The 26,151-nt window shown below is 43.6% G+C and carries 15 protein-coding genes and 1 pseudogene; 7 read left to right on the top strand and 9 right to left on the bottom strand.

Translation table 11 applies throughout. From position 1 onward, the window contains the following. The first annotated feature begins 121 nt into the window (after positions 1 to 121). Positions 122 to 958 (top strand): dienelactone hydrolase family protein, encoded by an 837-nt coding sequence (locus tag ACT7WV_RS23270; protein WP_445105157.1) that lies wholly within the window; start codon positions 122 to 124, stop codon positions 956 to 958. A gap of 143 nt (positions 959 to 1,101) precedes the next feature. Here the strand turns inward: ACT7WV_RS23270 and ACT7WV_RS23265 are convergent, their stop codons facing one another. The 3 genes from ACT7WV_RS23265 to ACT7WV_RS23255 form a co-directional block, all read right to left on the bottom strand. Next, positions 1,102 to 2,328, bottom strand: coding sequence for a hypothetical protein (locus ACT7WV_RS23265; RefSeq protein WP_445105156.1), 1,227 nt, complete (start codon positions 2,326 to 2,328; stop codon positions 1,102 to 1,104). Positions 2,329 to 2,681: 353 nt separating this feature from the next. Next, entirely contained in the window at positions 2,682 to 2,834 is a 153-nt protein-coding gene (locus ACT7WV_RS23260) for a hypothetical protein (RefSeq protein ID WP_445105155.1), read from the bottom strand. A gap of 304 nt (positions 2,835 to 3,138) precedes the next feature. Then, positions 3,139 to 3,498 (bottom strand): hypothetical protein, encoded by a 360-nt coding sequence (locus tag ACT7WV_RS23255; RefSeq protein ID WP_445105154.1) that lies wholly within the window; start codon positions 3,496 to 3,498, stop codon positions 3,139 to 3,141. A 326-nt stretch (positions 3,499 to 3,824) separates the two neighbouring features. On the opposite strand from ACT7WV_RS23255, the gene ACT7WV_RS23250 reads away from it, so the two are divergent. Beyond that, a complete protein-coding gene (locus ACT7WV_RS23250; protein WP_445105153.1) occupies positions 3,825 to 3,992 on the top strand; it encodes a hypothetical protein in 168 nt (55 codons plus the stop codon). A gap of 834 nt (positions 3,993 to 4,826) precedes the next feature. Next, positions 4,827 to 6,188, top strand: coding sequence for an NAD(P)/FAD-dependent oxidoreductase (locus tag ACT7WV_RS23245; protein ID WP_445105152.1), 1,362 nt, complete (start codon positions 4,827 to 4,829; stop codon positions 6,186 to 6,188). Positions 6,189 to 6,233: 45 nt separating this feature from the next. On the opposite strand, the gene ACT7WV_RS23240 is transcribed toward ACT7WV_RS23245, so the two are convergent. Further along, a complete protein-coding gene (locus tag ACT7WV_RS23240) occupies positions 6,234 to 9,821 on the bottom strand; it encodes a WD40 domain-containing protein (protein WP_445105151.1) in 3,588 nt (1,195 codons plus the stop codon). Between the two features lie 40 nt (positions 9,822 to 9,861). After that, positions 9,862 to 11,544 carry an AAA-like domain-containing protein gene (locus tag ACT7WV_RS23235; protein WP_445105150.1) on the bottom strand — a complete coding sequence of 561 codons (1,683 nt, stop codon included), beginning with the start codon at positions 11,542 to 11,544 and terminating at the stop codon, positions 9,862 to 9,864. Positions 11,545 to 11,605: 61 nt separating this feature from the next. Here ACT7WV_RS23235 and ACT7WV_RS23230 point away from each other — a divergent pair, with 61 nt between their 5' ends. Continuing rightward, positions 11,606 to 13,402, top strand: a complete 1,797-nt coding sequence (locus ACT7WV_RS23230) for a serine/threonine protein kinase (RefSeq protein ID WP_445105149.1) — start codon at positions 11,606 to 11,608, stop codon at positions 13,400 to 13,402. A gap of 92 nt (positions 13,403 to 13,494) precedes the next feature. Here ACT7WV_RS23230 and ACT7WV_RS23225 read toward each other — a convergent pair whose 3' ends face one another. Beyond that, a complete protein-coding gene (locus tag ACT7WV_RS23225; RefSeq protein ID WP_445105148.1) occupies positions 13,495 to 14,157 on the bottom strand; it encodes a hypothetical protein in 663 nt (220 codons plus the stop codon). 225 nt (positions 14,158 to 14,382) lie between these two features. Between ACT7WV_RS23225 and ACT7WV_RS25930 the strand changes: the two are divergent. From ACT7WV_RS25930 to ACT7WV_RS23215, 3 genes and pseudogenes are all read left to right on the top strand, one after another. Then, positions 14,383 to 14,599, top strand: a pseudogene (locus tag ACT7WV_RS25930) (transposase family protein); the annotation flags it as partial. A gap of 394 nt (positions 14,600 to 14,993) precedes the next feature. Beyond that, a complete protein-coding gene (locus tag ACT7WV_RS23220; protein ID WP_445105147.1) occupies positions 14,994 to 15,164 on the top strand; it encodes a hypothetical protein in 171 nt (56 codons plus the stop codon). Between the two features lie 132 nt (positions 15,165 to 15,296). Then, complete coding sequence (locus ACT7WV_RS23215; protein ID WP_445105146.1) at positions 15,297 to 16,214, top strand: LbetaH domain-containing protein; 918 nt, start codon at positions 15,297 to 15,299, stop codon at positions 16,212 to 16,214. On the opposite strand, the gene ACT7WV_RS23210 is transcribed toward ACT7WV_RS23215, so the two are convergent. From ACT7WV_RS23210 to ACT7WV_RS23200, 3 genes are all read right to left on the bottom strand, one after another. Beyond that, positions 16,211 to 22,393, bottom strand: coding sequence for a translocation/assembly module TamB domain-containing protein (locus ACT7WV_RS23210; protein WP_445105145.1), 6,183 nt, complete (start codon positions 22,391 to 22,393; stop codon positions 16,211 to 16,213). The two genes, ACT7WV_RS23215 and ACT7WV_RS23210, sit on opposite strands and share 4 nt — an antisense overlap. A gap of 434 nt (positions 22,394 to 22,827) precedes the next feature. Then, positions 22,828 to 23,025: a hypothetical protein gene (locus ACT7WV_RS23205; RefSeq protein WP_445105144.1), complete on the bottom strand. Its 198-nt coding sequence runs from the start codon at positions 23,023 to 23,025 to the stop codon at positions 22,828 to 22,830. Positions 23,026 to 23,220: 195 nt separating this feature from the next. Then, complete coding sequence (locus ACT7WV_RS23200; RefSeq protein WP_445105143.1) at positions 23,221 to 25,695, bottom strand: NACHT C-terminal helical domain 2-containing protein; 2,475 nt, start codon at positions 25,693 to 25,695, stop codon at positions 23,221 to 23,223. Between the last annotated feature and the right edge of the window lie 456 nt (positions 25,696 to 26,151).

The raw sequence follows: 26,151 nt of genomic DNA, 5'->3' as shown, positions 1-26,151 counted from the left end.
AAAGGGGGATGAGGGTTCTGGAATACTGCTATAGTAATGCCATAATTCAGGCGTAAAATCTTAAACTATGCCTGAGAACACAAGCCCTTTGCAAAATCCTTCTTGCTCAAAAAAATAGCTCATGGGTAATTTCACACGCCGGAAATTTATCATTGTCACGACGCTAGCGGCAGGATTTGCAGCCTGTGTTCAGCCGATTTCTAGCCAAGTCATCAACACAGATACATCCGGCTTGGTAGCTGGTGAAGTGAAAATTTCTGTAGAGGATGGAGAAATTCCGGCATACAGGGCAATGCCTGCTACTGGTAATAATTTCCCGGTGGTGCTGGTAGTGCAGGAAATCTTCGGTGTACACGAACATCTCCAGGATATTTGTCGCCGCTTGGCTAAATTGGGTTATTTAGCGATCGCACCTGAACTTTATGCCCGTCAAGGCGATGTTTCCCAAATTAGTGATGTTCAAGAAATTATTTCCCAGGTTGTCTCGAAAGTGCCAGATGATCAAGTCATGTCTGATTTAGATGCTACTGTAGCTTGGGCAGATAATTCAGGTAAAGCAAACATTGATAATCTGGGAATTACAGGCTTTTGCTGGGGCGGGCGCATTGTCTGGTTGTATGCAGTACACAATCCCCAAGTAAAAGCCGGAGTTGCTTGGTACGGGCGTTTAGTGGGTGAATCTACACCCTTAACTCCTCAGCATCCCCTTGATATTGCTGCTGAGTTGCAAGTACCAATCCTAGGACTCTATGGCGGTAGTGATGATCTCATTCCCCAGGAAACAGTAGAACAAATGCGGCAAGCACTTCAAGCCGGTAACAGTGGTTCCGAAATCATCGTTTACCCAGATACTCCCCACGGTTTTTTGGCTGACTACCGTCCCACCTACCGCAAAGAGGCAGCAGAAGACGGCTGGAAACGCTTACAAGCTTGGTTTAAGCAGCACGGAGTTGCCTAAGCGACTACAAAAAAAATATCCCATTTCACGAAAGGTAGGGGAGTTCTTGAGCAGCAAGCAGGGGGAGTAAGACAGGCAAACCGAGTCCAAAAAATTGGATAATTTATTTTTTGGAGTTGTCTAAAGCAAGTTTTAGCTTAATATCAGAGGTTCATCGCCCCAAAGTTAGTACTCCAGGCAACATTTAAATTTTCCAAGGATTCAACCAGCCACTGATTTTTTTGTCTGCTTTGGGTTTCATAGTGATTAAAAAGAATCACAAACCGCTGTTCTAAGTAATGCTTCTCTCGGTTACAAAGCAGAACAATCTTCAGTAAAAGACCAATAGTCGAAGTAATGCCAATATTACTGGTGAGGTCAGAAAAGACGTAATGCGTTGCTTTGCGAGAACTCTCCACTACTAAGAAATTTAGCAATTTTTTACAGGTTACTTCAAGTAAATCATCACTGAGTTTCTGAGAGTCATTTTGAGATAAGATGCTCTGCAATTGTTGATATAATCGTTGACCGAACTCACCTCTGCCGTACTTGGGATCAATTGAGGGTATAAGATATTCGTGATAAAACTCTTTTTTAAAAGTTCGGTAAGAGCGAGTTAAACGACTGTAAGTGCGGAACTGTTCCGCCAGATCTCGGTGGGTATTAAAGCCATCAATTTTTCCTGAAAACTCTTGGATGGCAATATCAAGTTGGCGATCGCTTAAAAGGGTAGGATTTTTTATAGACTGCGAATTTCTCTGGAACTTCTGGTAGGTGATGTACCGAGACAAATTAATTTCCAGTTGTTGCTGTTTTTGCTCTCGCATTAACCTAATTTTTTGGCGCTGTTCTTCAGTGCTATCATCTGTCAGTAGGCAGTGTTCGTACAGACAAGGATATCGGTGAATTAAAATTCCTAATGGTGTCGCTGCTGGATCTTCGCTTCTTTGAGTTTTATCAGAGATCACTTTAGCCAGACGTCGCAATGTTAGGTATTGCTCAGTTTCCGTAAAGCGTCGTACTAGTTCGTGCAGGGGCTGCTTTGTCTGCGAGGAGGCTGAACTAGCAGAGGAAATCTCCAACAGTTCGATCAGTTGAGGAATGGCATTTTGGCAGCGAGGATTTCCCAGCCAGTGGTTAATCAGAATGTAGCAGCTACGGTTGAGAATAAACTTAAAGTCCCTTCCAGCAGTATTAGAGGCGACAATTTTTTTCAAGGCGTACCAGACTTTGGGATTAGGGTATGCAACACCTTCGATAAACAGTCTACGAAAGCGCTCAATCAGTTCACTGGGTGACTCTACTTCTACGCAGTCGAGTAAGTGACGATAGAGTATTTCTTCTTCTAAAGTAGTCTGGCGACTATAGTAGTTTGACCAGGAATTAATCATGATTAGCGCCCCCATATCCCAGGAAAATACAATTTTACCGAAAGTTAATATTACTAAGTAGCTATATTAGCTATCACCCTTTTCTGGGGAATTTCTGCAATAATTCGGATTTTTACGGACTGGAACGAGTTGCTAAACATACTCTACCAAGATGATCGCGAACTATAGCCTTGAACTAAGGTGAATAACTTATTCACTACTACTCTAGTTTTTTCTCTCATTCCGGAAAAATCCCTCAACACTGGCTGAATTAACATTCTCAAGCTAGAGAGAAGCTTGATGCATTCACCGTTAGTGCTAAAATAATTGCTGAAAACAGACAAATTCATTGCACAAAAGAGCAAAATTGGTTTTTAAGAATATTCAACTGCTCCTAGGGCTTTAAGCGTTGCTCTAGTCGCCGCTGTGATTCCTTGAGAGTTAGTAATGTTCATGCCATTGTAGGGTTTATCGATGCTCAGCGTTTTGTAGCATTCACCTGTTTCCACATCCCAAAGTTTAATCACTTGATCATAGCTACTACTTACCAGGGTGCGACCATTCAGGCTGAAGCTAACAGACTAAAATTGGCAACTGTGCCCTGATAAAGTTTTGAGAGATTGATTAATATCTATATTTCCTAGTTGTAGTGTTTGCTGATCACTGCCACTAACTAAAAGTTGACCATCGGCTTTAAATCAAGCTCAAATAAAATACACAAATTAATGATGTTACCGCCACCGTAGCCAGGATAACTACCAAACTCATACCGAATTTTCTCCAGTAGCTTTCTCAACTGAAGTTCAATCTTACTGGAGACTTTGTAAATAGTTAACAGCCGCTCAGCAATAGGCTGTAAGATTCACGATTTTGGCTTTCTCTGATATAGTCTTTCGTCTGGGCTTTAATTAGGGCATATTGCATTAATAGGGATACTTTATCAGTACGCATTTCTTCAATAATTTCCTCAATAAATTGCGCAATCATGTATTCCATGACTACCGGCTGTTGCGTGAAGTAGCTAGTATTAATTTCAATTAGCGATCGCCGATACAGAGATTGCAGTGAATCGATTAGTTCAGCTTGTAAAACTGGGCTAATTAGATCCGTTTGCAATTCTGAAAGCGAAATTGGCTCGCGATTAATGGCTAGCCAATACATGACCTCTCTTTCTAAGTCAGATACACGCATCAACTGCTGTTCGAGTAAATCACGAATATCACCGAAAACTGCTGTTCCTTGCTCAATTTGTGCTAAAAAATTAGCAATATTTCCACTAAATAGCTACTTTTTTATTTTACACTTAATTAAGCCCACCTACTTATCTACGGAGCTTAAGCTGTTCGTCATTTAAGCCTTGTTGTCAATAATTGGAAAATACTTGTAGTGTAACCCTTTGGTCGCTACTCATATCTAATTTAAATTCTTAATAGCTTATTGCCTAAAAAACACCAAGCAATATTAGAGCCATTTGATGAGTTTTTTAGTTGCGTTTATTTTTTAAGGAGTAATTAATCATGCCTTTTTTACCATTTTTTGTTCTCGGAGCTACACTACTATTTTTGATCAGTGGCAATAATTCTTCAGAAAAATCAAAAGAAGAGGAAAAGAAAACAGCAGAAGAAGAGTTAGGACATGCGATCGCTAAATATCTTTCTGATAAAGGAAAAGCTACTGAAAATTAGGAGCTATAACTAAAAATGAAACCTTCTCTTCGCCTCGATTAAGCTAGGGAGAAGGTTTCCTCGTTGCTAGTGGTGAATAATTCTCATCTGAACCGTTAACAAATCGAGAAATTTTCCTGCTAAGGGAATAAAGTAATTAGGAGTTGAGTAACTAACGTCGTTAAAATGAGAAAGAGAACAACAGATAATTCAACTAATTTAAATTAACTGGTAGATTACTAAACATAACTTATTAATTTGAGAAACTAATTTACTGCCTGAATTGTCCTGGGGTTAGCAACAGTAGCTATCACTACGATTCACTTGGTTCCAGTTTGCTAACTTTACTAAATAGAAGCTAGTCCCATAGTAATTACACAAGAGGACTGATAAATCAGGAGAAAGCCTCAGCTTCAGAAACTTACTCAACAAGATTCAGCAGAGAGCATCGATTACTAAAATTAAACTCTCTTTAAATTCTCTTTGGAAGCTCGAAATTTGACTGCGGCCTCCTTGAGAAAGTTTACAAATAACTAGTCATTTTCCCAATAATGTTAAGAGTGAGCTGTTTTTGTCAAAGCTTGCTGTATTACTCTTATTTCGTTTCAGTCAGTAGAACCCACTGAGATTTTAATGTAGAAAAAATTACTTATTTATTGAGGGTAAAAACACCCCAGACAAAGATTTATTGATACCAGGAGAAAAATCGAAAGAAAAAATGAATTAGTATCTACTGATACTTACATCCCTTGATTGTCAACCTAACCTGAAATTGAAGTAAGAAAGTTTAAATAATCAATACTTTCTCAACGAATTGTAACCTCAATTAGCGGGGATTAGGAGGTAATAAATCTTATGTTAAAAGAGACTCAACAACAAGCTCCTCACCATGTGGTGATCGTTGGTGGCGGATTTGGCGGACTTTATGCAGCTCAAACACTCGCCAAGGCACCAGTAAAAGTTACACTAATTGATAAGCGAAACTTTCATGTGTTTCAGCCACTGCTGTACCAAGTAGCCACTGGTGGCTTATCTGCTGGAGATATTTCTTCACCGATACGAGCAGTACTGAATCGCCAAAAAAATACAGAAGTATTGATGGGAGAGGTGACCAGTATTGACACTAAAGAGCAAAAAGTCATGCTGCGTCACAGAGAAATTAACTACGACTCACTGATTGTTGCTACAGGTGTTAGCCATCAGTACTTTGGCAATGATGATTGGGCCCAAAAAGCTCCTGGATTGAAAACAGTAGAAGACGCTCTAGAAATACGGCGTCGTATTTTTATTGCCTTTGAATCAGCAGAAAAAGAAACCGACCCAGAAAAGCGCAAAGCCTGGTTGACTTTCGTGTTAGTCGGTGGTGGCCCTGCTGGTGTGGAGTTAGCCGGAGCACTGGGAGAACTAGCTCACGGCACCCTAAAAGAAGACTTCCGCAATATCGATACCTCCGAAGCCAGAATTATTCTGTTGCAAAGCCCAGATCGGATTTTACCAACTTACCCACCGAAGTTATCAGCAAAAGCCCAAGCCGACCTAGAAAAGTTGGGTGTCACGGTGCAAACTGGCGCTAGAGTGACCAATATTGACAACAATGTTGCTACTGTTCGTAGAGGTGATGTCGTTGAAGAAATTCAGGCGCGCACTATCCTTTGGGCGGCTGGCATGAAAGCATCTGGGATGGCCAAGGTGCTAGCTGAATCTGGAGGAGCAGAACTCGACCGTGGGGGACGAGTCATGGTGACACCAGAATTTAAAGTGCCAGGACATGAGAATGTTTTTGTCATTGGTGATTTGGCCAATTACTCTCACCAAGATGGCAAACCACTACCAGGAGTCGCGCCAGCGGCTATGCAATCAGGGCAGTATGTCGGTCGCCTGATCAAGGCTAAGCTCAAAGGAGAAACTATACGCCCCTTCCACTATCTTGACTGGGGCAGCTTGGCGGTTATCGGTAAGCATGCAGCAGTAGTAGATTTTGGCTTTATCAGGCTTTCTGGTTTCTTAGCCTGGATTGTCTGGATGTTTATCCACGTCTTCTACTTAATTGAGTTCGACAACCAGTTAATCGTAATGATTCAGTGGGCCTGGAGTTACTTCACCCGTAGCAAGGGTGCCCGTCTGATTACCACTCCAGGAGAACAACCAGTGATCATGCTAGACGATGATCTTAATTGTGACACCTGCAATTATGGTCAGCAGACTCACAGAGCTTAACTTATTTTCGGCGCGTTAATGCACCCGACAGTAGTAAGCAACTCCTTAATGGGGTTGCTTACTACTGTTGGGATGCTGTTGTATGCGATCGCATATATGCTTGTCTTCTTGACTCAGATTAAGATTTGTCCTCAAATAATCTTGCACCCACTCACAGGCATAGGTGATTTCGTCCAGGTTAAAAATTTGCTCTACATTCCACACAATAACAGTTTGATCATCTCCGACTGAGGCAATTTGTTTGCCATCTGGGCTAAAGTTGACATCCCAAATCCCGGCTTCATGTCCAATTAGTGTAGTTGCTTCCGTACCATCGACCCGCCAAAGTTTGAGCGCACCTGCTACACCTCCAGCCACCAGCATTTGACCATCGGGACTAAAAACAGCCGAGGTTACTCCTCGGTTATCTCCTTGCAGAGTTTTCAGTAATTTACCCTGGCGCGTCCAAAGTTTGATGGTGTCATCTAAGCTGGCAGTAGCTATGGTTTGCCCATCCGGGCTGATTGCCACTTCCCAAACTCCGCTACTATGACCCTGGAGTGTCCTTAAAGGCACACCCTGAAAACTCCATAGTTTGACGGTGCCATCTTCACTGGCGGAAGCCAGCATCTTTCCATCTGGGCTGAAGTCTACATCATAAACTCTCGCCCGATGCCCTTCAAAAGTTCTTAGTAAACTGCCGTCTAATCTCCACAGTTTAACCGTTTTATCAGCACTGGCGGAAGCAAATAACTGACTATCCGGGCTGAATGTAACGTCCCAAACTGTGGCTGTATGCCCCGCAAAGCTTTTGAGTAACGTCCCGTCGAGTTGCCATAATTTAACGGTATTATCTCCACTAGCTGTAGCTAGGAGTAGCTCTTTTTCAGAAGTAGCCAAGTCGGCGCTAGAGACGAAAGCAACGCCGTAAACAGAAGCAGCCTTTTCTGTCAAGGACTTGAGCAATGCACCCTCTCGCGTCCAGAGTTTAAAGGTTTGATCTGTACTGGCTGAGGCAATTAGCTGACTATCGGGGCTAAAGTCCACATCGAAAATCGTACCAAGATGCCCTGGAAGAACTTGTACAAAGCTGTTATTCGGCTGCCAGAGTCGAGCGGTGTTATCGTCACTAGCAGATACTACCATCGAGCTATCTGGAATGAAAGCAACCCCTCGAATCGCAGATTGATGTCCTTTGAGAACCCTCAACAGCGTACCATCGGGTCGCCACAGATTGACGGTTTGGTCGGCACTGCTAGAAGCAATCAGATCTCCTGCTGTACTGACTGCAACCTCAAACACTTCTGCCTGATGACCCTCAAGGGTTCTCAGTAGTGTGCCATCCGGTTGCCACAGCTTAATGGTTCGGTCGGCACTGCCAGAAATAATAATCGGACGCTTTGTGCCATCCGTATCTTTGAGCAAGGCGAACTTAAGATCCCATACGGGGACGCTATGCCCTTCCAGGGTTCTGACAAGTGTGCCATCAAGCTTCCAGAGCTTAATCTTACCATCCTGACCGCTTGAGGCTAGGAGGTTTCCCTGAGGGCTAAAAGCAACGCCTCTAACAGCAGTTTCATGTCCAGTAATGGTTCTGAGTAGTTTGCCGTGGCTATTCCACAGACGAATCGTACCGTCTTCACTAGCAGAGGCAATGCGTTGACCATCTGGACTCATAGCAATGCCCCAAATGGCACTGTTGTGTCCCTGAAAGGTTTTCAATAAACTACCTTGACTGTTCCAAAGATATATTTTGCCATCTAAACTGGATGAGACTAGGCGTTGACCGTTGGGACTAAAGCTGAGCGCATGGACGGTTCCACCGTGGCTTAAGGATTGCAGCAGAGTACCATCCCGTTGCCAAAGTTTCACACTCCGATCATTACTGCCTGTGGCAATTAGTTGACCGTCTGGACTGACATCAACAGCCAAAACCGCACCATGATGTCCTGACAGGCGATTGAGTTCCCTAGTGCTGTAGATGGCTTGTTGCAGAACTTGACTAACCTGAGACTGCAACTGAGGGTTAGGAAACTTCAGATCACTGAGCCGCCTTTGAGCCTTGATGGCGGCGACTAGGGCATCTAAGCGATGTTGGGAAGCAAATAAACCTTTCGAGGAAACAGAGAGAGCTTGAATTTCGCTGATTCTAGCGTTGCGCTCGCTGTTGACAGCTTGCTGGTACTGCCAGATAGCAAACATGCCGGATCCTATGGCGAACACTAATGCCAGACTCAGGGCCCCAATCAATCTTTGTAGACGCTTAGCCGTCCTTCGTTCCAAAGCCAGCCGCTTTTGCTCCTCCCCCAGCTGAGCTTTGATTGCCTGGGCTCGCTCTGCTTTCAGAGTTGCCTGAACTTCTTGGCGGTCAAACTCCTGAGATGCTGCTAGAAAATGGTAATCTAAATTTGATAAGCTCTTGCCCTGTAACCAGTGTTGAGCATCCTTTAAGGCTTGCCCCCGCAGTAGACGAGATTTGTCTGTTTTGCCGGAGGCTATCCAGGCATCTAAAGTTTGCGAGTAAGGACGAAGAGCAGCCAACTGTTGCTCAATCCAAGTTAGGTTAAATACCTCAGCATAGATACGGTTACGCAACTGCAAGTATCCCTGCTGCTTAACGACTAATCCAGATAAGAGCAGTTCGACCTGTTCTTGAGAGTCATCCGAGGCAACAGCAGTACCTTGGAGGAGCTGCTGATAAGTTCCTAGGAGTCTGCCAGTAAGCTGATTTTGGCGAAATAAGCGATCGCCTATTGTCCGTAAATGCTCTGGCTCATCTTGAGATTCCCACTTATTAATAACACCCTTACGGATCACTGACTCTACCCAAAAAGCTTCCATACCGCGAGGAATTTTCATCCCTTCACTGACTGCTCCTTGACTATTAGTGATCATTAGTTGACACAGCTTCTGGGTAAGGAAGGGTTGTCCTCCTGTCCAGGCTAAGATCTCTTGGAGAATTGCTGGGGCGTTATCAAACTGTGCTGCTAATCCCTTGACTAAGGGCTGTGCTTCCTCTGGTTGAAAACCATGCAGTTTGATGGCTTTCCCGATGTTAAATGGTGTCCGCTTTTTGTCAGCAATTAAATCACTAGGTGTTGCTACTCCAAATAGAGCAAAAGTAAGGCGGTTGTATTCAGGGTTAATGGCTCGTTGGTTATAGCAGAAGCGAATTAGGGCGAAAAAATCATCTATTGAAAAATTAAGGCTGAGAATACTATCAATTTCATCGATAAAAATAACCAGTTTTTCAGTAGCAAATTCAGCAAGTAAAACATCTTCTAAGAAATTACTCAATCTCTGAATAATCGGAAAATCTTCTTGCTCACGCCACCAGGATTTTAGGTGAATTTTTCCTAAGAGTTGGAAGTCCCGGCATAACTCAGAAATGACTCCTTTATACCACTGAACTGGGGTGATATTTTCGCTACCGATGCGGCTCATGTCTAGGGTAGAGCAGCGAGTTCCTTGTTGTTGCAACAGATGCCTGGTGCGTACCAACAGAGAAGATTTCCCCATTTGTCGTGAGTTAAGGACGTAACAAAAATCTCTCTGTTTTAATGCTTCGTATAGTTGATGGTCAGACTGTCTTACTACGTAGGTGGGAGCATTTTGAGCAAGACTACCACCAACTTGATATTGATAATTAGTCATAGGGAATTGGTGATTTATTGTTAGTAATCACTCCCCTGTCTCAAAGCTTACTGAAGGAAACACAATCATGCCCTTTTTTTTGAGATTGATCCAGAGCTTGTTCAGCAGCATCTACGATAGTAGTCGGGGAATCTTGGCACTTAGGAATTGTACTGGCAACTCCTAAACTAACGGTAACAACAGAAGCTGGAAGACCATCAATGAGAAGACTTTCGTGAGCAATCTCTAAATCTTTTACTCTTATACAGATTTCTTTAGCTAATTGGACAGCATCCTCCAGGTTTATATACGGAAGGAGTACGGCAAATCCTTGACTATTGTAACGAGCTATTAGGGGGACACAGGTAGTTATTTCAGACCAATGCCGAGTTATCTCAGACAGAGCATTAGCAATTGCTCGCAAACAAGCATCTCCTGCCTGATGTCCATAAGTATCGTTATAGTATTTAAAAAAGTCGATATCGCAGAGAATCATTGATAGTGGCTTCATCTGGCGTGCCAAAAACTGCCATTGTTCTGCCAGTTGTTGCTCAAAGCAGCGCCGATTGGCTAACTCAGTTAGCTCATCTAAGGCAAATAAACGCTTTAATTCTTGGTTTTCTCGTTCTAACTGTATCAGGCGCTCCTTAATAGCAGTCTGCTGAACTGGTTGTGGTTGAATTGCACCGAGACTCACTAATCCACTATTACTTAGGGAAAACTCTTCAAGTAGTTGTTCTTTAAAAAAGAGACGATATAAATTACAGCTTAGTCTTACTTCATTACCATCCAGCTTGACCAGCCCCATACTTTCTAATTTATAGGCTGTAATCGCCTCTAGACAAACACCTTTAGGAATAGTGACCAGTTGTTGCATCGCTTGGCTGAGTTCCGGATGTTGTCGCAGCATCGCTAAGTGATGACGTAGATAGCTGCCATAAATTCCGGCTGGTGTAGAGGCTTTTTGTGACACCTGTTCTAGGGTTATCCCTTCCCTGCGAAGATGATAGACGGCAAGACTGACAAGATAAGGATGTCCCCCTACCATGCTCATCAGTTGCTTAGCATCCTTGCCATCTGTCCAATGTAGCCCATTGCGCAGTGCTAAATCTTGCACTTGCGCTAAAGAAAATTCTGGCAATCTGATGGGTAGTCCAACGTTAAAGGGCGATTGATTGATCTGTAAAGGAATATATACTTCCGTCGAGTGAACTACAACTAAGCGGAGTTTTCCCAGAATTTCGCTATATTGAGCTTCCTCATGCCATGAGCGTAGCAACGACAGAAACTCTTTGGCGATAGGGGGATGCTCGAAAACCTGATTGACTTCATTTAAAACCAAGACAAGCGGACTCTTGATTTGTTTTAAAATATACTCCTGTAAATAAATAGTGCAGCTTATCTTACTGCCAATATCTTCGTCCCAATAGTCATCTAAGTTTGCTTCTAGCTTCAACTGCCAACCGACATTAATACAGAACCAGCGTAAAAATTTATCTAAGGAAGCAAAAACAGCCTCTTCGGCTTGATTCATATCCAGACTGACAATTTGATGACCCAAGACAGCAGCATGAGCAGTGACGCGTAGTAATAGAGAACTCTTCCCCATTTTCCTGGGAGCTTTGATGCGAATTACGCTCCCTGGCCTGTCGATAGTAGCACAGGCAAGTTCTTCAATAGGGGGACGATTAATATAAAAAGCCGAATTAAGTGGCACAGGGCCACCGGGGAATTCTGAGGACATTCTAGTCGCGATAAAGTCAGGGTTTAGCTTAGTATAATCACCAGGGCTGAAGGTAACATTTATGAGCAATTTGTCGGACTTGTCCAGCCACGGTTTCAGGGTAATCAGAGAGTTAGGACACAACCGCGCTGGCGGAAGAGTAACCTACCTTGCTATTAACCACAATAGTAGTGTGCCAGTTGTGATTAAGCAGTTTCTCTTTGCCAAACGTGACACCCACTGGTCAGACTACGAAGCCATTGAGCAAGAAATCCAAGTCTTGCAAGGACTAAATCATCCCGGAATACCCCGTTACCTGGGTTCTTTTGAAACAGCCAAGGGTTTTTGCTTAGTACAAGAATACAAAAATGCAGCATCTTTAGTTAAACCCCGCAGTTTTGACCCCGATGAAATTAAGCAAATTGCTGTTTCTTTACTAAATATCCTGATTTACCTGCAAAATCGGATACCTACCATCAGTCATCGTGATCTTAAACCCGATAATATTCTGGTTAATGATCAATTAAAGGTTTTTCTAGTAGACTTCGGTCTAGCTAGAATTGGTGATAGTGAATTAGCAATGAGTAGCATCGCCAAAGGAACTATCGGATTCATGGCTCCAGAGCAGCTATTTAGTCGGCAGATTAGTGAGGCATCGGATTTATATGGTTTGGGTGCTACTCTAATTTGCTTACTAACTGGCATTCCTTCTACAGATCTCAGTGAGTTAATTGACGACGACTACCGCATTAGCTTTAAGTCTCTGGTTCCTAAACTTAGTCTACGTTGGATTGAGTGGCTACAAAAGATGGTCGAACTGAAACCAAAAGACCGTTTTCCTGATGCTAAAACTGCTCTAGAAGCTCTTAAACCAATTTATATTAACCGGGTTCCTGAGGTTAATTTGTCTCACTCTTGCCTAGAATTTAACGCCACTAAACTGGGCGAAAAAATAACTCAAACTATTAGAATTAGTAACTCTATACCAGAAACGGTTTTGGAGAGCCTTTTGCTAGTAGCTTCCCACCTTAGTGATCCACCTCACACTCCTAATCACCACGAATGGATTCAGTTTAATCAATCTGAGTTTGTCAGCAATAACGCCTTGTGCAAAATTACTATTGATACTAGTAAGCTCATGGCACATCGAGTTTACGAGCGAGAGATTATTATTCAGACAAATTCTCAACCAGAAAAGCGAACTTTAAAGGTTAAAGTTAACACGGCTCTTCTGCCGATTACCCAGAAAAAACTGCCCTATGTTTCCCTAATGTTGCTCGTGGTGTTGGCTGCAGTTGCTGCTTGGATAGAAACAACAGCCTGGGAGGGAATTATCAGCAAAAGTGGCACAGTCGGCGTTGCGATCGCAATTTTCGTTTCTGCCTTTATCGCCGTGCTAGGGTTAGTAGCGGCCGTAACTTCTGGTTTGATTTCCCAGTTGGTGGCTAAAATCCGCGCTAGGTTTGGCGTACAAGTCAAAGCATTAGATACAGTAGCAGCAGCTTTTTTTGCTGGGATAGCGGCGATTGTTGTTGCTGGGTTCGGTGCTAAGTTTCGCGCCACAGACGCAGCAATTGCTACTTTTGCTGCCGTTGATGTGGTGGTTTTTATGGCAGCGTTTGAGGGTGAAAGCATTACCCAAAATTGCTTGCAGCGAGGATTTAGTAAAACTCTATCTTTTTGGGTTTCCCTGCTATCGGCGGCTTTAGGAATTAGTTTAGGAATTGGCTGGAAATTAGGATTTTTTAATGCACTAGTAATCTTCGGGTTCTGGGGTAGTAGTTTACCCTTAGCAACCATATTGCTTTATCCTCCCCTAGAGCGTGCCAGACGTATTGCTAAGTATCGCAAGTTAGAGGGACACTTAATTAAACCCTAAAAAAAAGGAACGAAAGAATCATAATCTCTCTTTCCCTTTTTCCTAATCTAGCTAGTCGATTTTGGTTATTTTCCTGCTTCCCAAACCAAAATTTACATCGGGTTTTCGCGTTGTTCTTGCTCAACTTTTAGTCCAGTAACTCTTTCCTCAGGAAGATTTCTGCTGGAATCAGCTACTCTAGTTTCAGTCCCCATGTCAGAGGTTGGCTCAATAACAATGCGCTCTTTTAACTCGGAATCTGCAACTTCTTGAGTGTGAATACCTTTGGCATTCTCCGCAGTATCTTTAACTTTATCAGTCGCGTTGAGAGCAGCATTTTTTGTCTGTTCTGCTGCGCTTTTAATACCTGGCTTGGCACTCTCAGCAGTCTCTTTGACTCTATCAGCAGCATTGAGAGCAGCATTTTTTGCTCGTTCTGCCGCGCTGTCAATACCTGGCTTGGCACTCTCAGCGGCATCTTGAACTTTCTGGGCCGCATTTCCGGCAGCATGTTGGAGTCTGTCTGCTGCATCGTCAGGCGTTTTGTTAGCAACCAAACCACCTGCTACAGCACCCGCTACAGCACCGAAAAGTGCTCCTGCTCTTCCGGCAATTTTACCACCAATGACACCGCCAATGGTTGCCCCAGCTACTCCGGCTGCAAGGTTATTTCCCCCTTTTTCTTCTGCTGGTGAGTTATCAATCTCAGCTTTAACGACTTCTATATTTTGATTATTTTCACGGGGTTGCTCGAAAATTTGCTCATCACTATTCATATTCGTCTTCTTCCTTAGTTTATGCCAAGATAGTCTCTTGAACATGTAAAATTTACTTTCTACTATTAGCTTAAAAAACATTGATGAAAGTAGCGTCAAGCTAAAGGAAGATCTTCCCCAGCATTTAGTCAGTCGCTGGTTATACTACTTGAGAATTGATGAAGCCTTAACCTTAGTATTGAATTAGGTAGAATAAAAATGGGAGCTGTAGGAAACTTAGCAATAGAAACTCAACAAGAAACCAATAAAGCTCTATCTTCCCAGCGAATCTTTGTGGAACACCTAATTCGTGTGGTTAGTGGTTAAGATTTTTAAAATAGCACAAGAAAGATTTCGTCTGAATGCAAGGAAGTATCAATCGGTCATACTCACAATTTGTGGTTTAGTAAGATTGAGAATCGGTCGCTTACTTTTTCAAGCAGAAAAATTCCTTGATACCTAAAAATAAATGAACTTATTAAACTTCATAGTTGACAGTCTTAACTAACAACAAATGTTTCTAATGCTGATTATGCCGTTGAATAGAGCTGAATCTGTCCCTGTCAGTTTAAGGGGTAGAAACCATTCAGGGAGGTGCTTTTGCTTTTCTGGAGATGTCTAATGTGGAGCCACGTTACCATCCACACTTCAGTGAGAACTGGCAACTAGGAAGACAAGCAAGACGGTAAAGACAAGAAGTAATCTACCGTCCAAATTTCCCATGCAAACTCTCCCTTCTCTCTCGAAAATTCAATTATCAATCCCTAATAGGTAGTGATTGAGGTTGCTGACAATAGTGCTGGTATGAGCGAGGAAACACTATATAAGATCTCTGACCCTTTTTTACCACAAAAGCTGTGGGAAGTGGCACAAGATTGGGGTTATCTATTGGTCATAAGATTGTAGTGAGAAAGCATGAAAGTCAACTCAGGTGTGTTTCAGCCCCAGGGAAAGGAACAAAGTTTATTGTAGATATCCCAATCAGAGAAGAAGCAGTGCTGATAGAAAATAGTACTTTCTCTCCCTGAAGTTCTCCTTATAGCTGGCAATCATTCAGCATTAACCTGGAAATGCACTACACAATTCTTGAGATTGTTTTTTGATCTTTTGTACCGATCGATAGATTTTAACTTCACAAATCAGAACTATAAGAAACGAAAATGGCAGCCATGATCCTTCAGGAGAAGAAGATGAAAGGGAAAGCGATTAACCGACTAATTTTGCTATTTGTATCTGCCCTCAGCGTTATTCTCATCTCAACAACTGTTTTGGCACAGACTAAGATCAATATCAGTAACAAAAATCTGATCCGCTTTGGGGGAGATGTAATTGTTCCTGCCGAGCAGGTTTGGGAAAATGCCAATGCGATTGGTGGGGATGTCACGATTGAGGAAGGTGCAAGAGTTACTCAAACAGCGATCGCCATTGGGGGAGATGTCATCTTACAAAAAAATGCCCGTGTCGATGGGGATGCCTATGCTGTAGGAGGCGATGTTATCAGAGGGGAAGGAGCGACAATTGGGGGGTCATCCAGAACCTTTACAGAACAAGGTAGATGGGGAATGCATGGTTCCAGGAGGAGGGGAATTGATGGTTTTCGGTTTCACTATTTATCTAGTGCTGCCTCTCATCTGCTGACGGTACTGCTGAGTGGTATCGTCGGTGTTTTAATCCTGCGTTGGCGACCTAACTTCCTACTGAACCTGGCAGATACAGTCCGCCAGTACCCGGTTCAGTGTACGTTGTGGGGGTTAGGTGGTATAGCCGCTGTAATTTTGTTGGTGATCTTCTTAGCAATCAGCTTGATTGGCATTCCACTGTTACCCTTGGTTGGTTTGGCTGTTGCCATCGTTGTACTCTTAGGAACGCTCGGTGTTGCCTTGTGGATTGGAGAAAGAACGTGGACTAAGTCAGGACACACACCCATACAACAGTTCTTAATGGGTTTGCTTATTTTAGCTTTAATCGGTTTGGTTCCCTGGTTTGGAGGGCTGATCTTGTCTGTGGTGAATTTGATTGGTCTTGGTGCAGTCCTGACATGGCTGTTGAGCAAACGGCAACTGCAACCAACTGCTTAAAACCGCATCTCGTACCTCACTTGAATTTCACCAAACTCATAGTCATAGGAAACACTGACTAATGAATCTTCCCCGACTACGCGGATGCCCTTGACTATGCCCAAGGGATACACCTGCAAGTCCGTCAAACCGACTTTTTGACCAGCCGCAGTTACCCACTCTTCTACCGTAAAGATCACATCACCCAAAGCAGGTTCAATAACAAAACGTCCTGCAGCCCATCGGGCTAATTCTTCTGCCTGGCCTTGTTCTAGCCTTCGTTCTAAATCCTTAGCGACGGTCAAAAACTGGTTCCCCAGCAAAGCCAAAATTTCCGCCTCGTTCCTGGGGGGAGTACTGGTTAGCGTGACAATTGGTGTATTAAGGAACTGGCTATCTGTCTCAATTCCCAAAACTGCTTGGTGAATGCAGCTTTCCAAGCGTCTTAATTTTTCTGAGGGGAGACTGCTGGTGCTAGTCTCAATAGAACCAAAACTCTCTTGCTCAAATTTACAATTGCCAGATGCCCCAAGATTTTCTCTAATCAGTTGACTAGCTTGTCCCTGAATACTAAGAGTAATTTTAATTTGCTCAGGTCTGACCGTAGTAACTAAATCATCACGAATCTCAGTAGTAGGTGGCTCTAAACGCACCCTATCGGGAGGTTGAGAAACCACTGTTCCTAGCTGAATGTCTAGGTTCGGGTTCAATATGCTCTGATTTGGCTCAAAGACAACTTTGCTGTCGTAGCCACGAACTAAAGAAAACTGGCTGCTAAATAAGTCTATATCCCCACGTTGTATATCTATTGTCCCTTCGGGACGCAGGTTTTTTAACTTGTCTAAGTTGTCATTTGCTGCTAAATCTAAGGTGCCATTTACTGTTAAATCGCCAGCAATGCGAAACTTATAAACTGGTCTTTTAGTAATCCTAAATCTATCCCCCAAAACTACCCGAAAGTCATCAAACTTCGGTACTATTGTCAAACCAGTTTTAGAGACAGCACTGCTACTCTTTTCCTGGGTTGTGCTAACCAGGGCTACATCACCATCATCTTCCCCTTTGGGGATGAAAGCTCTACCGTTTTGCAAGCGCAGCTCACCCCCAATAACTGGACTCAGCAGCGCACCAGTAATCAATACTTGTGCATCAACTTCACCCTCGTATAAACCCTCTAAATTCAACTCTTGTTGATCGATAGAAACTGTTAGAGGATTAGCTAAGTTGGGGTCATTGGCTCTTATTGGCTCAAACAACGGCAAAACCCCTGTCACCAATAACTGACTCTCTTGAAACTCTCCTTCGAGGTTATCTACCTGAAGCAGTTGATTGTTTAGAGTAATCTGACCGTTGAGAGTTAGGGGTTCCGCAAATGCGGCACTTTTGAGAGTGGCATTTGAGAGTGTAACTTCGCCAGTAACATTAGCTAGTAAATTATTAACTATCTCCTGTACTGGTTCTTGGGCAAAATCTAGTGAGCCATTAACCGCTAGTTGTATTTCTGCTTGACCATCAACCCACTCTATATTTCCTTGGGTCAAAGGTCCCACTAAAGCGATCGCATCTGTACTTAGTTCAACATTAAGGTTGAGCTGATTATCTACTCCTGGTGTTGGTGGATAAGGCACCGTTGCCTGAACTTGGATTAAGGACGATTCAGTTGTATTAAATTCTAGGCGGGAATCGGCATAACTAAAATTAGCCAGAATCGGCTCTAACTGCTGACAATTGCTATCGTCCGTCTCTGGTACTGCTTGAGACTGACAATTAATTGCGGCATCGACAAAAGAGAACTCCCCTTGTGTAACCTGGGGATTTGCCAAGCTGCCCCCTAGGTTTCCTGTAGCATTCAGCTTACCCTGAAGGTCAACAGGAATCTCAACAAAATTGCGCACTAGTTTTAGTGGCAAATTCTTGAGCTGAAAAGTTCCCGACTCTTGTTCTGGCGACAACTGCCCCTCGAAGGAAATAACTGTTTCGTCTAATTGGAGACGCACTGGCTCAGCGGTGAGCAACCCATCTTCAAAACTGCCTTGGGCAATCACTTGATCAACAACAATCACTCGATCCGCTTCTGTGTCTGCTTCGAGGGGATTTCTTGCCCTTGCCACCTCCTGCTCAAGAAGCCACAACCAATCACTACCCTGAATGTCAAAGTTAATCCGAGGATCTGCTAAAGTTCCTGCTAGATTAACTTCCCCTGTAAACGCCCCCTCGATATCTAACTGCTCCGGTAGTCCAACCTTTTCCCTAATATCAGCTATATTTGCTCTTTGCTGTTCAATTGATGCCAGAAGACGCAACTGTTGAGGAAGGGAGTTGTCTGAAGAGCCTACCTGCTCGGTTCCAAGAACAGCAGCATTGGCAAAATCAGGAGTTTTTAAGCCTCTGGCTAACTCTCTCCAACTGTACCAGCCGAGAGTTTCCAGGATATCTTCCACATAACCTTGGGCAATAACTAACTTACCCTCTAGCTCACCAGAGTTAAGATTTAAACCACCATCCAACTCATACCTACTTTGCCCGAACTCTAGAACAGCTGAGCTGAGCTGAGCAAGACCATCTTGGTAAGAGAAGCTACCTGAAAATTGTTTGGCTTTAAGGTAGCCTAAGGCAGGTTGATTGATTTGGACGTTACCAGTAGTTGCCAGGGTAAACAGGTTAAGGTCTAGTTGTCCTGTCACCTCACCCGCAACAGGACCCTCAATGCCGAAGTCAACAGCCGGAGCTAAGTTGAGTAAAGCCAAGTCAAAGTTTTGCAGAGTAACATCAAGGATATTGCCCTGACGATCACCGCTTGCCTGAAGAGAGTTTTCGCCTCCCGTGCCCCCTCTAATTGCAAAGGCGATAGGAAGGTAAGGTACCAGGCAGCGATTACCTGTACAAGGCTCAAGACGAGCCGCAATGATATCCCTCTCTCCCTGCAAATTAAGCGCCACTTGTTGCCCTGTATTTACTCGCACATTTCCCGCCAAAAGTGGGTCAAAGACTACATCATTGACGGCAAAATTCAGCAACTGGAGATCACCTGTCAAGTTCAAGTTACCTGGTGCCAGGGGTGCGGATAATAGGTTTTTACCCTGTAGGCGACCGCTAAAGTCTGCTTCTCCCGTAACATTAATTTGCTCAAGGGACTCCTGATCGTCTACAAGCAGGCTAATCAGTTGGGTCAAGGGTAGGGTATCGGAGTTGTAATGAGCGGCAAGATTTAGCTCTAAGCTGGAAACATCAGGTTGTTTAAGGAGATCCGAGAGCAGAACCACTCCACTAGCGTTGAGATATTGCTCTCCCATCTGAACCGCAACGCTGTTGGCTCGGATAGTAGTTGCCAGAGTTTGCTTAGCAGGAGATTCCAGGTTTCCTGAGAGATCGAGCTTGGCATTAAGTGCCGGGAGTTGCTGTTGTTCTCTATCTTGGTTAAGAGTGGGGAGCAACTGACTAATCAGTAGGGATGAATCAATGCTGGAGGCGTTAATATCGGTTTGCCACTGACCATTGTTAAGTTGACCGTTAACATCAACCTGGCCTTGAGCTACATCTACTTGTAAATCAGCTTGAGCAAGTAGAGCTTGTGGATTGCGGTTCTCTAGAAGTTTTTCTAGATTACCTAAAAGGTTGACTGTACCTGCTAATCTTGCTGGTATGGTGCTGCCCAAATTGGCTAATTGAACTTGAGAGGCAATTGCCTTTACTGCCAGAGTACCGTTATTTAACTTCCCGGTAGTATTAACTGAGCCATTGGCGACACCCAGCAGACCATTAAAGTTAGCATTGAGGCTATTGAGGTTAGCAGTGGAGTTTGAGGAGATTAGGGAATCGAGGTTCCCTGAGAGATTAAACTGGCTGCGGATTAAGGTAACAGGTTCTTGGAAACCGGGAATAAGCTTTGCTAGTTGAATTCCGGCAGCATTTGTCTGGACGGCAAAAGCACCAGAGTTTAAATTACCTGTAGCGTTAACATTGCCGCCTTCGGTAGCAAGTTGTCCTTTAAAGCTACCACTAAGGCTATTGAGGTTAGGAGTAGAGTCTGAAGAGATTAAAGAATTGAGATTTCCTGAAAGATTGACTTGGCTTGCCAGCAAGGTAACAGGTGTTGCCAAATCAGGAACAATTTGGTTGAGTGCAATCTTGGAGGCATTAGCGGAGACTGCCAGAATACCAGAATTTAACTTGCCTGTAGCATTGATTGTTCCACCTTCTACCACTAGCCGTGCGTCTGCTGATGCCTGAATCTGCTCCGGATCTAATGAGTCGAGCTTAGCAGATAGTCTGATGTTGCCTGTCTTGAGAGTAATTGGTAAAGGCGAACCCAAATCACCCAATGGGAGTTGAGAAGTAGTGGCAAAAACTTCTGCGATGCCAGCTTTCAGCTTCCCTTCTCCTGTGATCGTACCACTGCCAATCCCTAAACTAGCCTGACCTGAGCCTCTGATTGAACTGAGCTTTAAGGAGTCAAGTTCACCAGAAAAGTTGAATTTTCCTGCTGCAAGCTGTGCTGGAACGGGTAAGAAAGGGTTTAAGGAAACAGAGTTAGCCTTAATTGAGGCTCGCCATTCCTGAGTTTTTAGGTTGCCTCTAGCGGCAGCGATCAGGTTTCCTTTTCCTATTTTTACCTTATTGTTAGAGAGGATGATTTTTTGATCAATTAGGACAGCTTCACCCACAATAGGAGTGTTGCCGACAGAAGCTACTAAGGTTTCCGGGGCCTGCCATTGTAGGAAAGCAACGGGTTTTTGCAGACTGCCTCGGATTTTTGCTTGGGCAGTAATATTACCCAGGGTAACTCCTGCTGGGAAGCGATAATAAGGGGCAGCGATCGCTTCGGCGGGCAGTTGAGCTTGGAAATCTAAGCTCAATGGTGCCTGTGTACTGGTATTGACTGATTCCTCGTCATCGCTACTAAATTTAACCTGACCACCCCCCGTAATTTGCCCCCCTGCGGCTGGTTTTACTAAGAAGTCCGTCAGCTTTAATTGTTTGCTGTCGCCGGCAAATTCAGCACGAATCTGAGCAAAGTTTAATTGATCAAGACGCGTAACTTTCTGGCTGTTAATTGAGCCAGTAATAGTCGGTTCTGACAAGGGAGTAGTCGCTTGCAGTTTGACTTGCCACTTTCCCTCCACTGCTACTGGTAAAACTATCGGCACATTTTTACCAGCATTAGCCGAACTCAAAAGTTGGACATCGAAAGCTAAGTCGATGCCTTGTTGCCAACTCGCTATGCCAGAGGCAGCGGTTTTGACATTACCATAGCTGCCTCGGAGTTGTTCAACAAATACTTTTTCTCCTTGGAAGCGCAGCAGTGTGTTTGCCTGGACAGGAGCTAGTAATTCTTGGCTGCGGACTTCAACTGCCTGAAAATGAGCTGTACCCAGCACAGAGGGTAGCTCCTTGAAGGAAGGAACCGAGATGTCCAAGTTGGCATCCAATTCACCACTTTTTACACTAGCTAAGGAGTTGGGAATTAATGGATTGAGTTGAGCTAGAGGTAAGTTTTGCACTCTGGCAGAGACTTTGCTTTCACCAGTTTTGAGGAGTGTTCTGCCCTTAAGGTTTACTTTCCCGGAAGTAATGGCGGCGTCAATATCATACTTGAGAGGCTGATTGTCATCAAAAATCAGTGAGTTGATGCTCCCATCAACAGTCAAGGAAAGGGGAGTGCTTTCTCCATAGGGAAGAAGGACGAGTTTGCCCTGATTGAGGTTGATTGTGGTGTCTACAGTTATCTCTGGTGGAGTGCCTTCGGGCAAATCTAGGTTAATCCAGTCCCCCGTTTCTTCCTGCTCAAGATAGGCATCTACATTGTTTAGAGTGATCTCAACGGGTAGGTTGCCGCTGAGGATAAGTGGTAACGGGTTAAAGCTGACTTTAATTGAGCCAAGAGAAACCTTGTCCGGATCCTCAGGCGTTGCTGGGAGGGATGATGATCCGAACTCAATGTTAGTCAGGAAAAAGCTCTCAACTCCTCCAACCCTTACTTCGCGCCCCAAGAAACTACCCAGTTGAGCTTCTAGCCAAGAGGGTAAGTATCGGTTAACCCATACTGAAACTCCGATGTATCCTACTACACCAAGGGCAATGGTGGTGATACCTACTGCAACTGTAGACGGACGTCTGACCCATCTTAGAAGGGGAATCATTAAATTCCGGTGTTGGTCAGCGCCAGAGTCAGGTGGGGTTTTATTGGGGGAGTTTGTCATCCTGGCATGCTTAAATGCAAAATGCTTAATTTATAAGGGAAAGTAACGGAGGTTGCTTATAGTTATTTTGGGGTAAAAAGTACCACTTAGTTAAACCGCCTTTAGTTTATAGTGTTCTTGCAAATCAGCTTTCCTTTTTTGCAACTCTGGCAATAGGGGTAGTTATAGCTGCTGGCAAATCTGCTCTGGCTGATTTAAATAATCTTGTTTAGCTTATTGGGAGATGTCATTAGTTGTACCGCTAGATTTTACTCTTTCTGCAAGTGGTTTTGCTTCGTCAGTAAGATTGCCAATTCCAGGAAAAATGCAGCTACTCTTTGGTAAATAATCCATGGCTTGAGCTGGCTCCAGCTTTCCCAATTATTTGTAACTAATTCCCAAGTTATAAAGGCTTTACTTTCGTTAATCGGCTCTACAATACCACAAGCAGTTTGCTAGGCTTTTTTCAAATGATCCAGAGATTCCTGAGATTTTCTCAATTCTCCGGCAGCAATTCCCAAAATACTCAGTGCGCTCATTTGATGAAACTCGTCTCCTAGTAGATAGTCATGGGCAATTTTACATCTATCTAGGGAATTACAGGCTAGACCAATGCGACATAGAATATCACAATGATCATCAATAAAGGTCACTAATTTTTTTTGAGTCTTTCCAGTTAGATGGTACTAAGCTACTATAAAAGTCGATTATTATTTCAGGATGACCCCATAAGTGTAGAGATTCCTGTACTTGAGAAGCTGAGACAATTTCTAAAGCTTTGGGGTGTTATTCCCAGAAATCTGGCTTTTGTTCGTTTCCCTGTAAAACTCAAGTAATCTCCCCTGGTATCAATGACACAGCGGCAGTAACAATAAACTTTCCTCAATTTCCTGCCGTAATGTCAGTGTTAATTGGCAATTGCTTGTGAGGCAATCTACTAGTAGTTTGTTGGCATAGTAAAACTCTTGTAGAAGTTTTTCCGATGCCTCGTCTAAGTGCCATTCATGACCAATATGGCGCTGTTCTACCATCATGGTTCTTAACTCTGATACCCAGGTCATACCGTTTATTTGCCACCACTGTTTCAAGCTTTCTCGGTCTGAATCAGTCGATGGTAGTTGATTCCTCAGATGCCTGAGAGAATTACTAATGAGTTTGCCAGCAGCAAGATGGTCAAGATCAAGGGCAAGCCGAAGAGCTGTAAGTCTGTCGTAAAAAAGTTCTGGAGTCAGAGCTAGGGCAACGCCTAGGGCATGAATCAGAGCCAAATCCAACGCTAACTCACCTCCTAGTTCACCCCCTAGTTTATGGTCTAGGGCTAGTGCCAGTGCTTGTTTCCTAGCGAGTGGGTGGTTAGGAGGTAGGACAAGAGTTAGGTAAAAGGCGCGGATGGCAGCGGGTTTGTAGGGTGCCTCAACTTCCAGAGATTTATTATTGACCCAGCTAAGAAAGAATTGCAAAGTCTGATTGGGGAGGGCAATGTCTCGCTTGAGTTGAGTGGTTGACACTGTTGGTGAATTAATATCAACTATAAACTCTTGACTTTCTTTTTTTTCCCCAAGAGGTTTTAGAGGTTGAGATTTGGAGAATTTACCAATAACCCCAGAAGTTAAGCCCTCCCTACTGGAGTGTCTTTGAGAACCAAGCAACTTGTCAATTTGTTGCTTCATTGCCTGGAATAGCAAATCCGCATACGGTAGCATCTGTACTGTTAACAAAAATACTTCCCGCCAGCGTTTTTCGGCTATGTACTCTGCCAGCCTTGACAATGAGGCAGGAGCCTCAGCAACAATATCCCTAGCTACAAAATACTCTTGAAAAGTTAAATGAGAAAATGAGTAGATCTGCCGTGCTCGCTCTACCAAGAGTCCGTGCTGTGCCTCAATAGATTTAATTGCCGCGATGCTATCGAGTTCTAGAGCAGACTCCTTACTCAATGAATTCGGCAGTGTTCTTAAATACTCTTCAATTATTTGTGCAACCTTACTAGTCTCAAAGAAATATTCCCCTTGGCCGAAGGTAACTGCTGCTAGCTGAGAGAGCAACTTGAGCCTATCAGACAAAGATAAATTCCGATAAACGTGGTCTCGCCTGACACCCCTAGCTTCATCCCAGCGAACTAGTAGTATATCTAGTCCTTGCTTGTAGAGGTCAGAGCGCTTGGTAGGAAAATTAGCCTGAGCCTGAAATACTAGACAGGTAAGGTTGAGCAATACTGGTGTTTTTGCCAGTTCTTTAATGGGCTGATTTTCTAGAAGTTCCATCTTCTCAAGAAACAGGGAAGCCCTCTTTAAACCTGACTTTGGTGAATCTTTTGCCAGGGCAGTAAACCACTTTTTGACAAAGTTTTCAATTTGCTCTGGCTTGAAGTCAGCAATCTCAACTTCGGTAAATCCTTGAAATCTGTACTCAAAAGCAGCAAGACGACAAGTGATTACTAACTGACTTTTGTAATACTTTTCCGAAAACTTGCGAATTTGCTGAATAACTTGAGTACTTGCTGCCTCCGGCACTTCATCTAAGCCATCCAACAACATTAATATTCGACCGTGGATCAGTAAGGTTTCTAGTTGTTGACTAGAGATGCCATAGCGGTCAAACTCCTGATATAAATAAGTTTTCAGGCTGAAATTACCTTCCTCTACAGCATCTTCGGCAAAGTTTTTTAGTCCAAGAAAAACTGGCACATGAGTTGCTAGGAAATGACCTTGGTTGCATTGAATAGCGAGATGTTGCAAAAAGGTGGTTTTACCAGCTCCGGGTTTACCCAGCACCATCAACTTGGCATAGCGTTGGACAACCTCAATGCCTGGTAATCTTTGGGTACTAACTTTGCCTAAGCCCAAGCGATCAAAGGCTTCTGGTTCAAAGTCGTTTAAGTCGGCAATTCCCAGCCATCTTTGGCTAGTTATTTCTTCGAGAATGTTGACATCGATGTATAGATCATCTAAGGTTACGGGCTTGGCGATATCTAGTAGGCGCAAGCTACCACAATGGTCTTGAACTTTATCATAGTGTTGCGATCGCGCTTTGGCTACGAGAACATCAATCTCATTGCCGATGTCTTGAATTGGATCGTCTTCTGAGGTTAATGATTCCTCTGGTATGGCAATAATGTCTTCTGGTTCAAGCTCTAGCCGGAAGCAGATTTCATAAAAGACGTGGCGATCGACTGGTTTACCCTTAAAAAATTTCCAAATCGGCTGCCTAGTTTCTATGCCGACTTCACTTGCCAGATATTCCTGTGTCCATCCCTTGCGCTCGAAAGCCCGTTTGGCTTTTTTGATGCCTCCTTCAGAAGCATAGAGTGATCGACTTGCCATAGCCTAATCCTAAATTTCTCACTAACTGTGAGATTTGCCAACAATCCATTGATCAAGCTGGTTGACTGACAAATCTCAAAGGTTTCAGTTATAGAATTCCCGGAAATCTTGCAGAAGGCACCAATTCTCCACTTAAAAAGGCAAAGTTTTTCGCAGATATTGTCATTACAGGCTTTGAAAGTCTTCTTGAGCATTCAATCAAATACCCTAAGTCAAACACTGGCGCAAACCTCATCGCCAACACCAGACTCTGATACTGAATCTGAGAAACTTTAAAGTACTACTGTTAAGTTATCCCAGCTATGACCTGTAAGCGTCTGCGAACTTTTATCGAAGCCACGACTTTTGTTTTCTGCCTGGTGTTTTTGTCTGCTCCTGGACGCTACACTCAAGCTTTATACCAAGCTAAGCTATACCCAACAAGCTTTATGGGTCAGGCTCCAATAACGGCTAGTT

The organism is Symploca atlantica LB2515 (assembly GCF_052546295.1).
This window is presented reverse-complemented; position numbering and strand designations above follow the sequence as displayed.

Coding starts and splice junctions, on each gene's coding strand:
- ACT7WV_RS23215 (WP_445105146.1), top strand. CDS start 15,297: ATGGCAGCCATGATCCTTCAGGAGAAGAAGATGAAAGGGAAAGCGATT.
- ACT7WV_RS23270 (WP_445105157.1), top strand. CDS start 122: ATGGGTAATTTCACACGCCGGAAATTTATCATTGTCACGACGCTAGCG.
- ACT7WV_RS23230 (WP_445105149.1), top strand. CDS start 11,606: ATGAGCAATTTGTCGGACTTGTCCAGCCACGGTTTCAGGGTAATCAGA.
- ACT7WV_RS23240 (WP_445105151.1), bottom strand. CDS start 9,821: ATGACTAATTATCAATATCAAGTTGGTGGTAGTCTTGCTCAAAATGCT.
- ACT7WV_RS23250 (WP_445105153.1), top strand. CDS start 3,825: ATGCCTTTTTTACCATTTTTTGTTCTCGGAGCTACACTACTATTTTTG.
- ACT7WV_RS23265 (WP_445105156.1), bottom strand. CDS start 2,328: ATGATTAATTCCTGGTCAAACTACTATAGTCGCCAGACTACTTTAGAA.
- ACT7WV_RS23255 (WP_445105154.1), bottom strand. CDS start 3,498: ATGCGTGTATCTGACTTAGAAAGAGAGGTCATGTATTGGCTAGCCATT.
- ACT7WV_RS23200 (WP_445105143.1), bottom strand. CDS start 25,695: ATGGCAAGTCGATCACTCTATGCTTCTGAAGGAGGCATCAAAAAAGCC.
- ACT7WV_RS23210 (WP_445105145.1), bottom strand. CDS start 22,393: ATGACAAACTCCCCCAATAAAACCCCACCTGACTCTGGCGCTGACCAA.
- ACT7WV_RS23245 (WP_445105152.1), top strand. CDS start 4,827: ATGTTAAAAGAGACTCAACAACAAGCTCCTCACCATGTGGTGATCGTT.
- ACT7WV_RS23235 (WP_445105150.1), bottom strand. CDS start 11,544: ATGTCCTCAGAATTCCCCGGTGGCCCTGTGCCACTTAATTCGGCTTTT.
- ACT7WV_RS23225 (WP_445105148.1), bottom strand. CDS start 14,157: ATGAATAGTGATGAGCAAATTTTCGAGCAACCCCGTGAAAATAATCAA.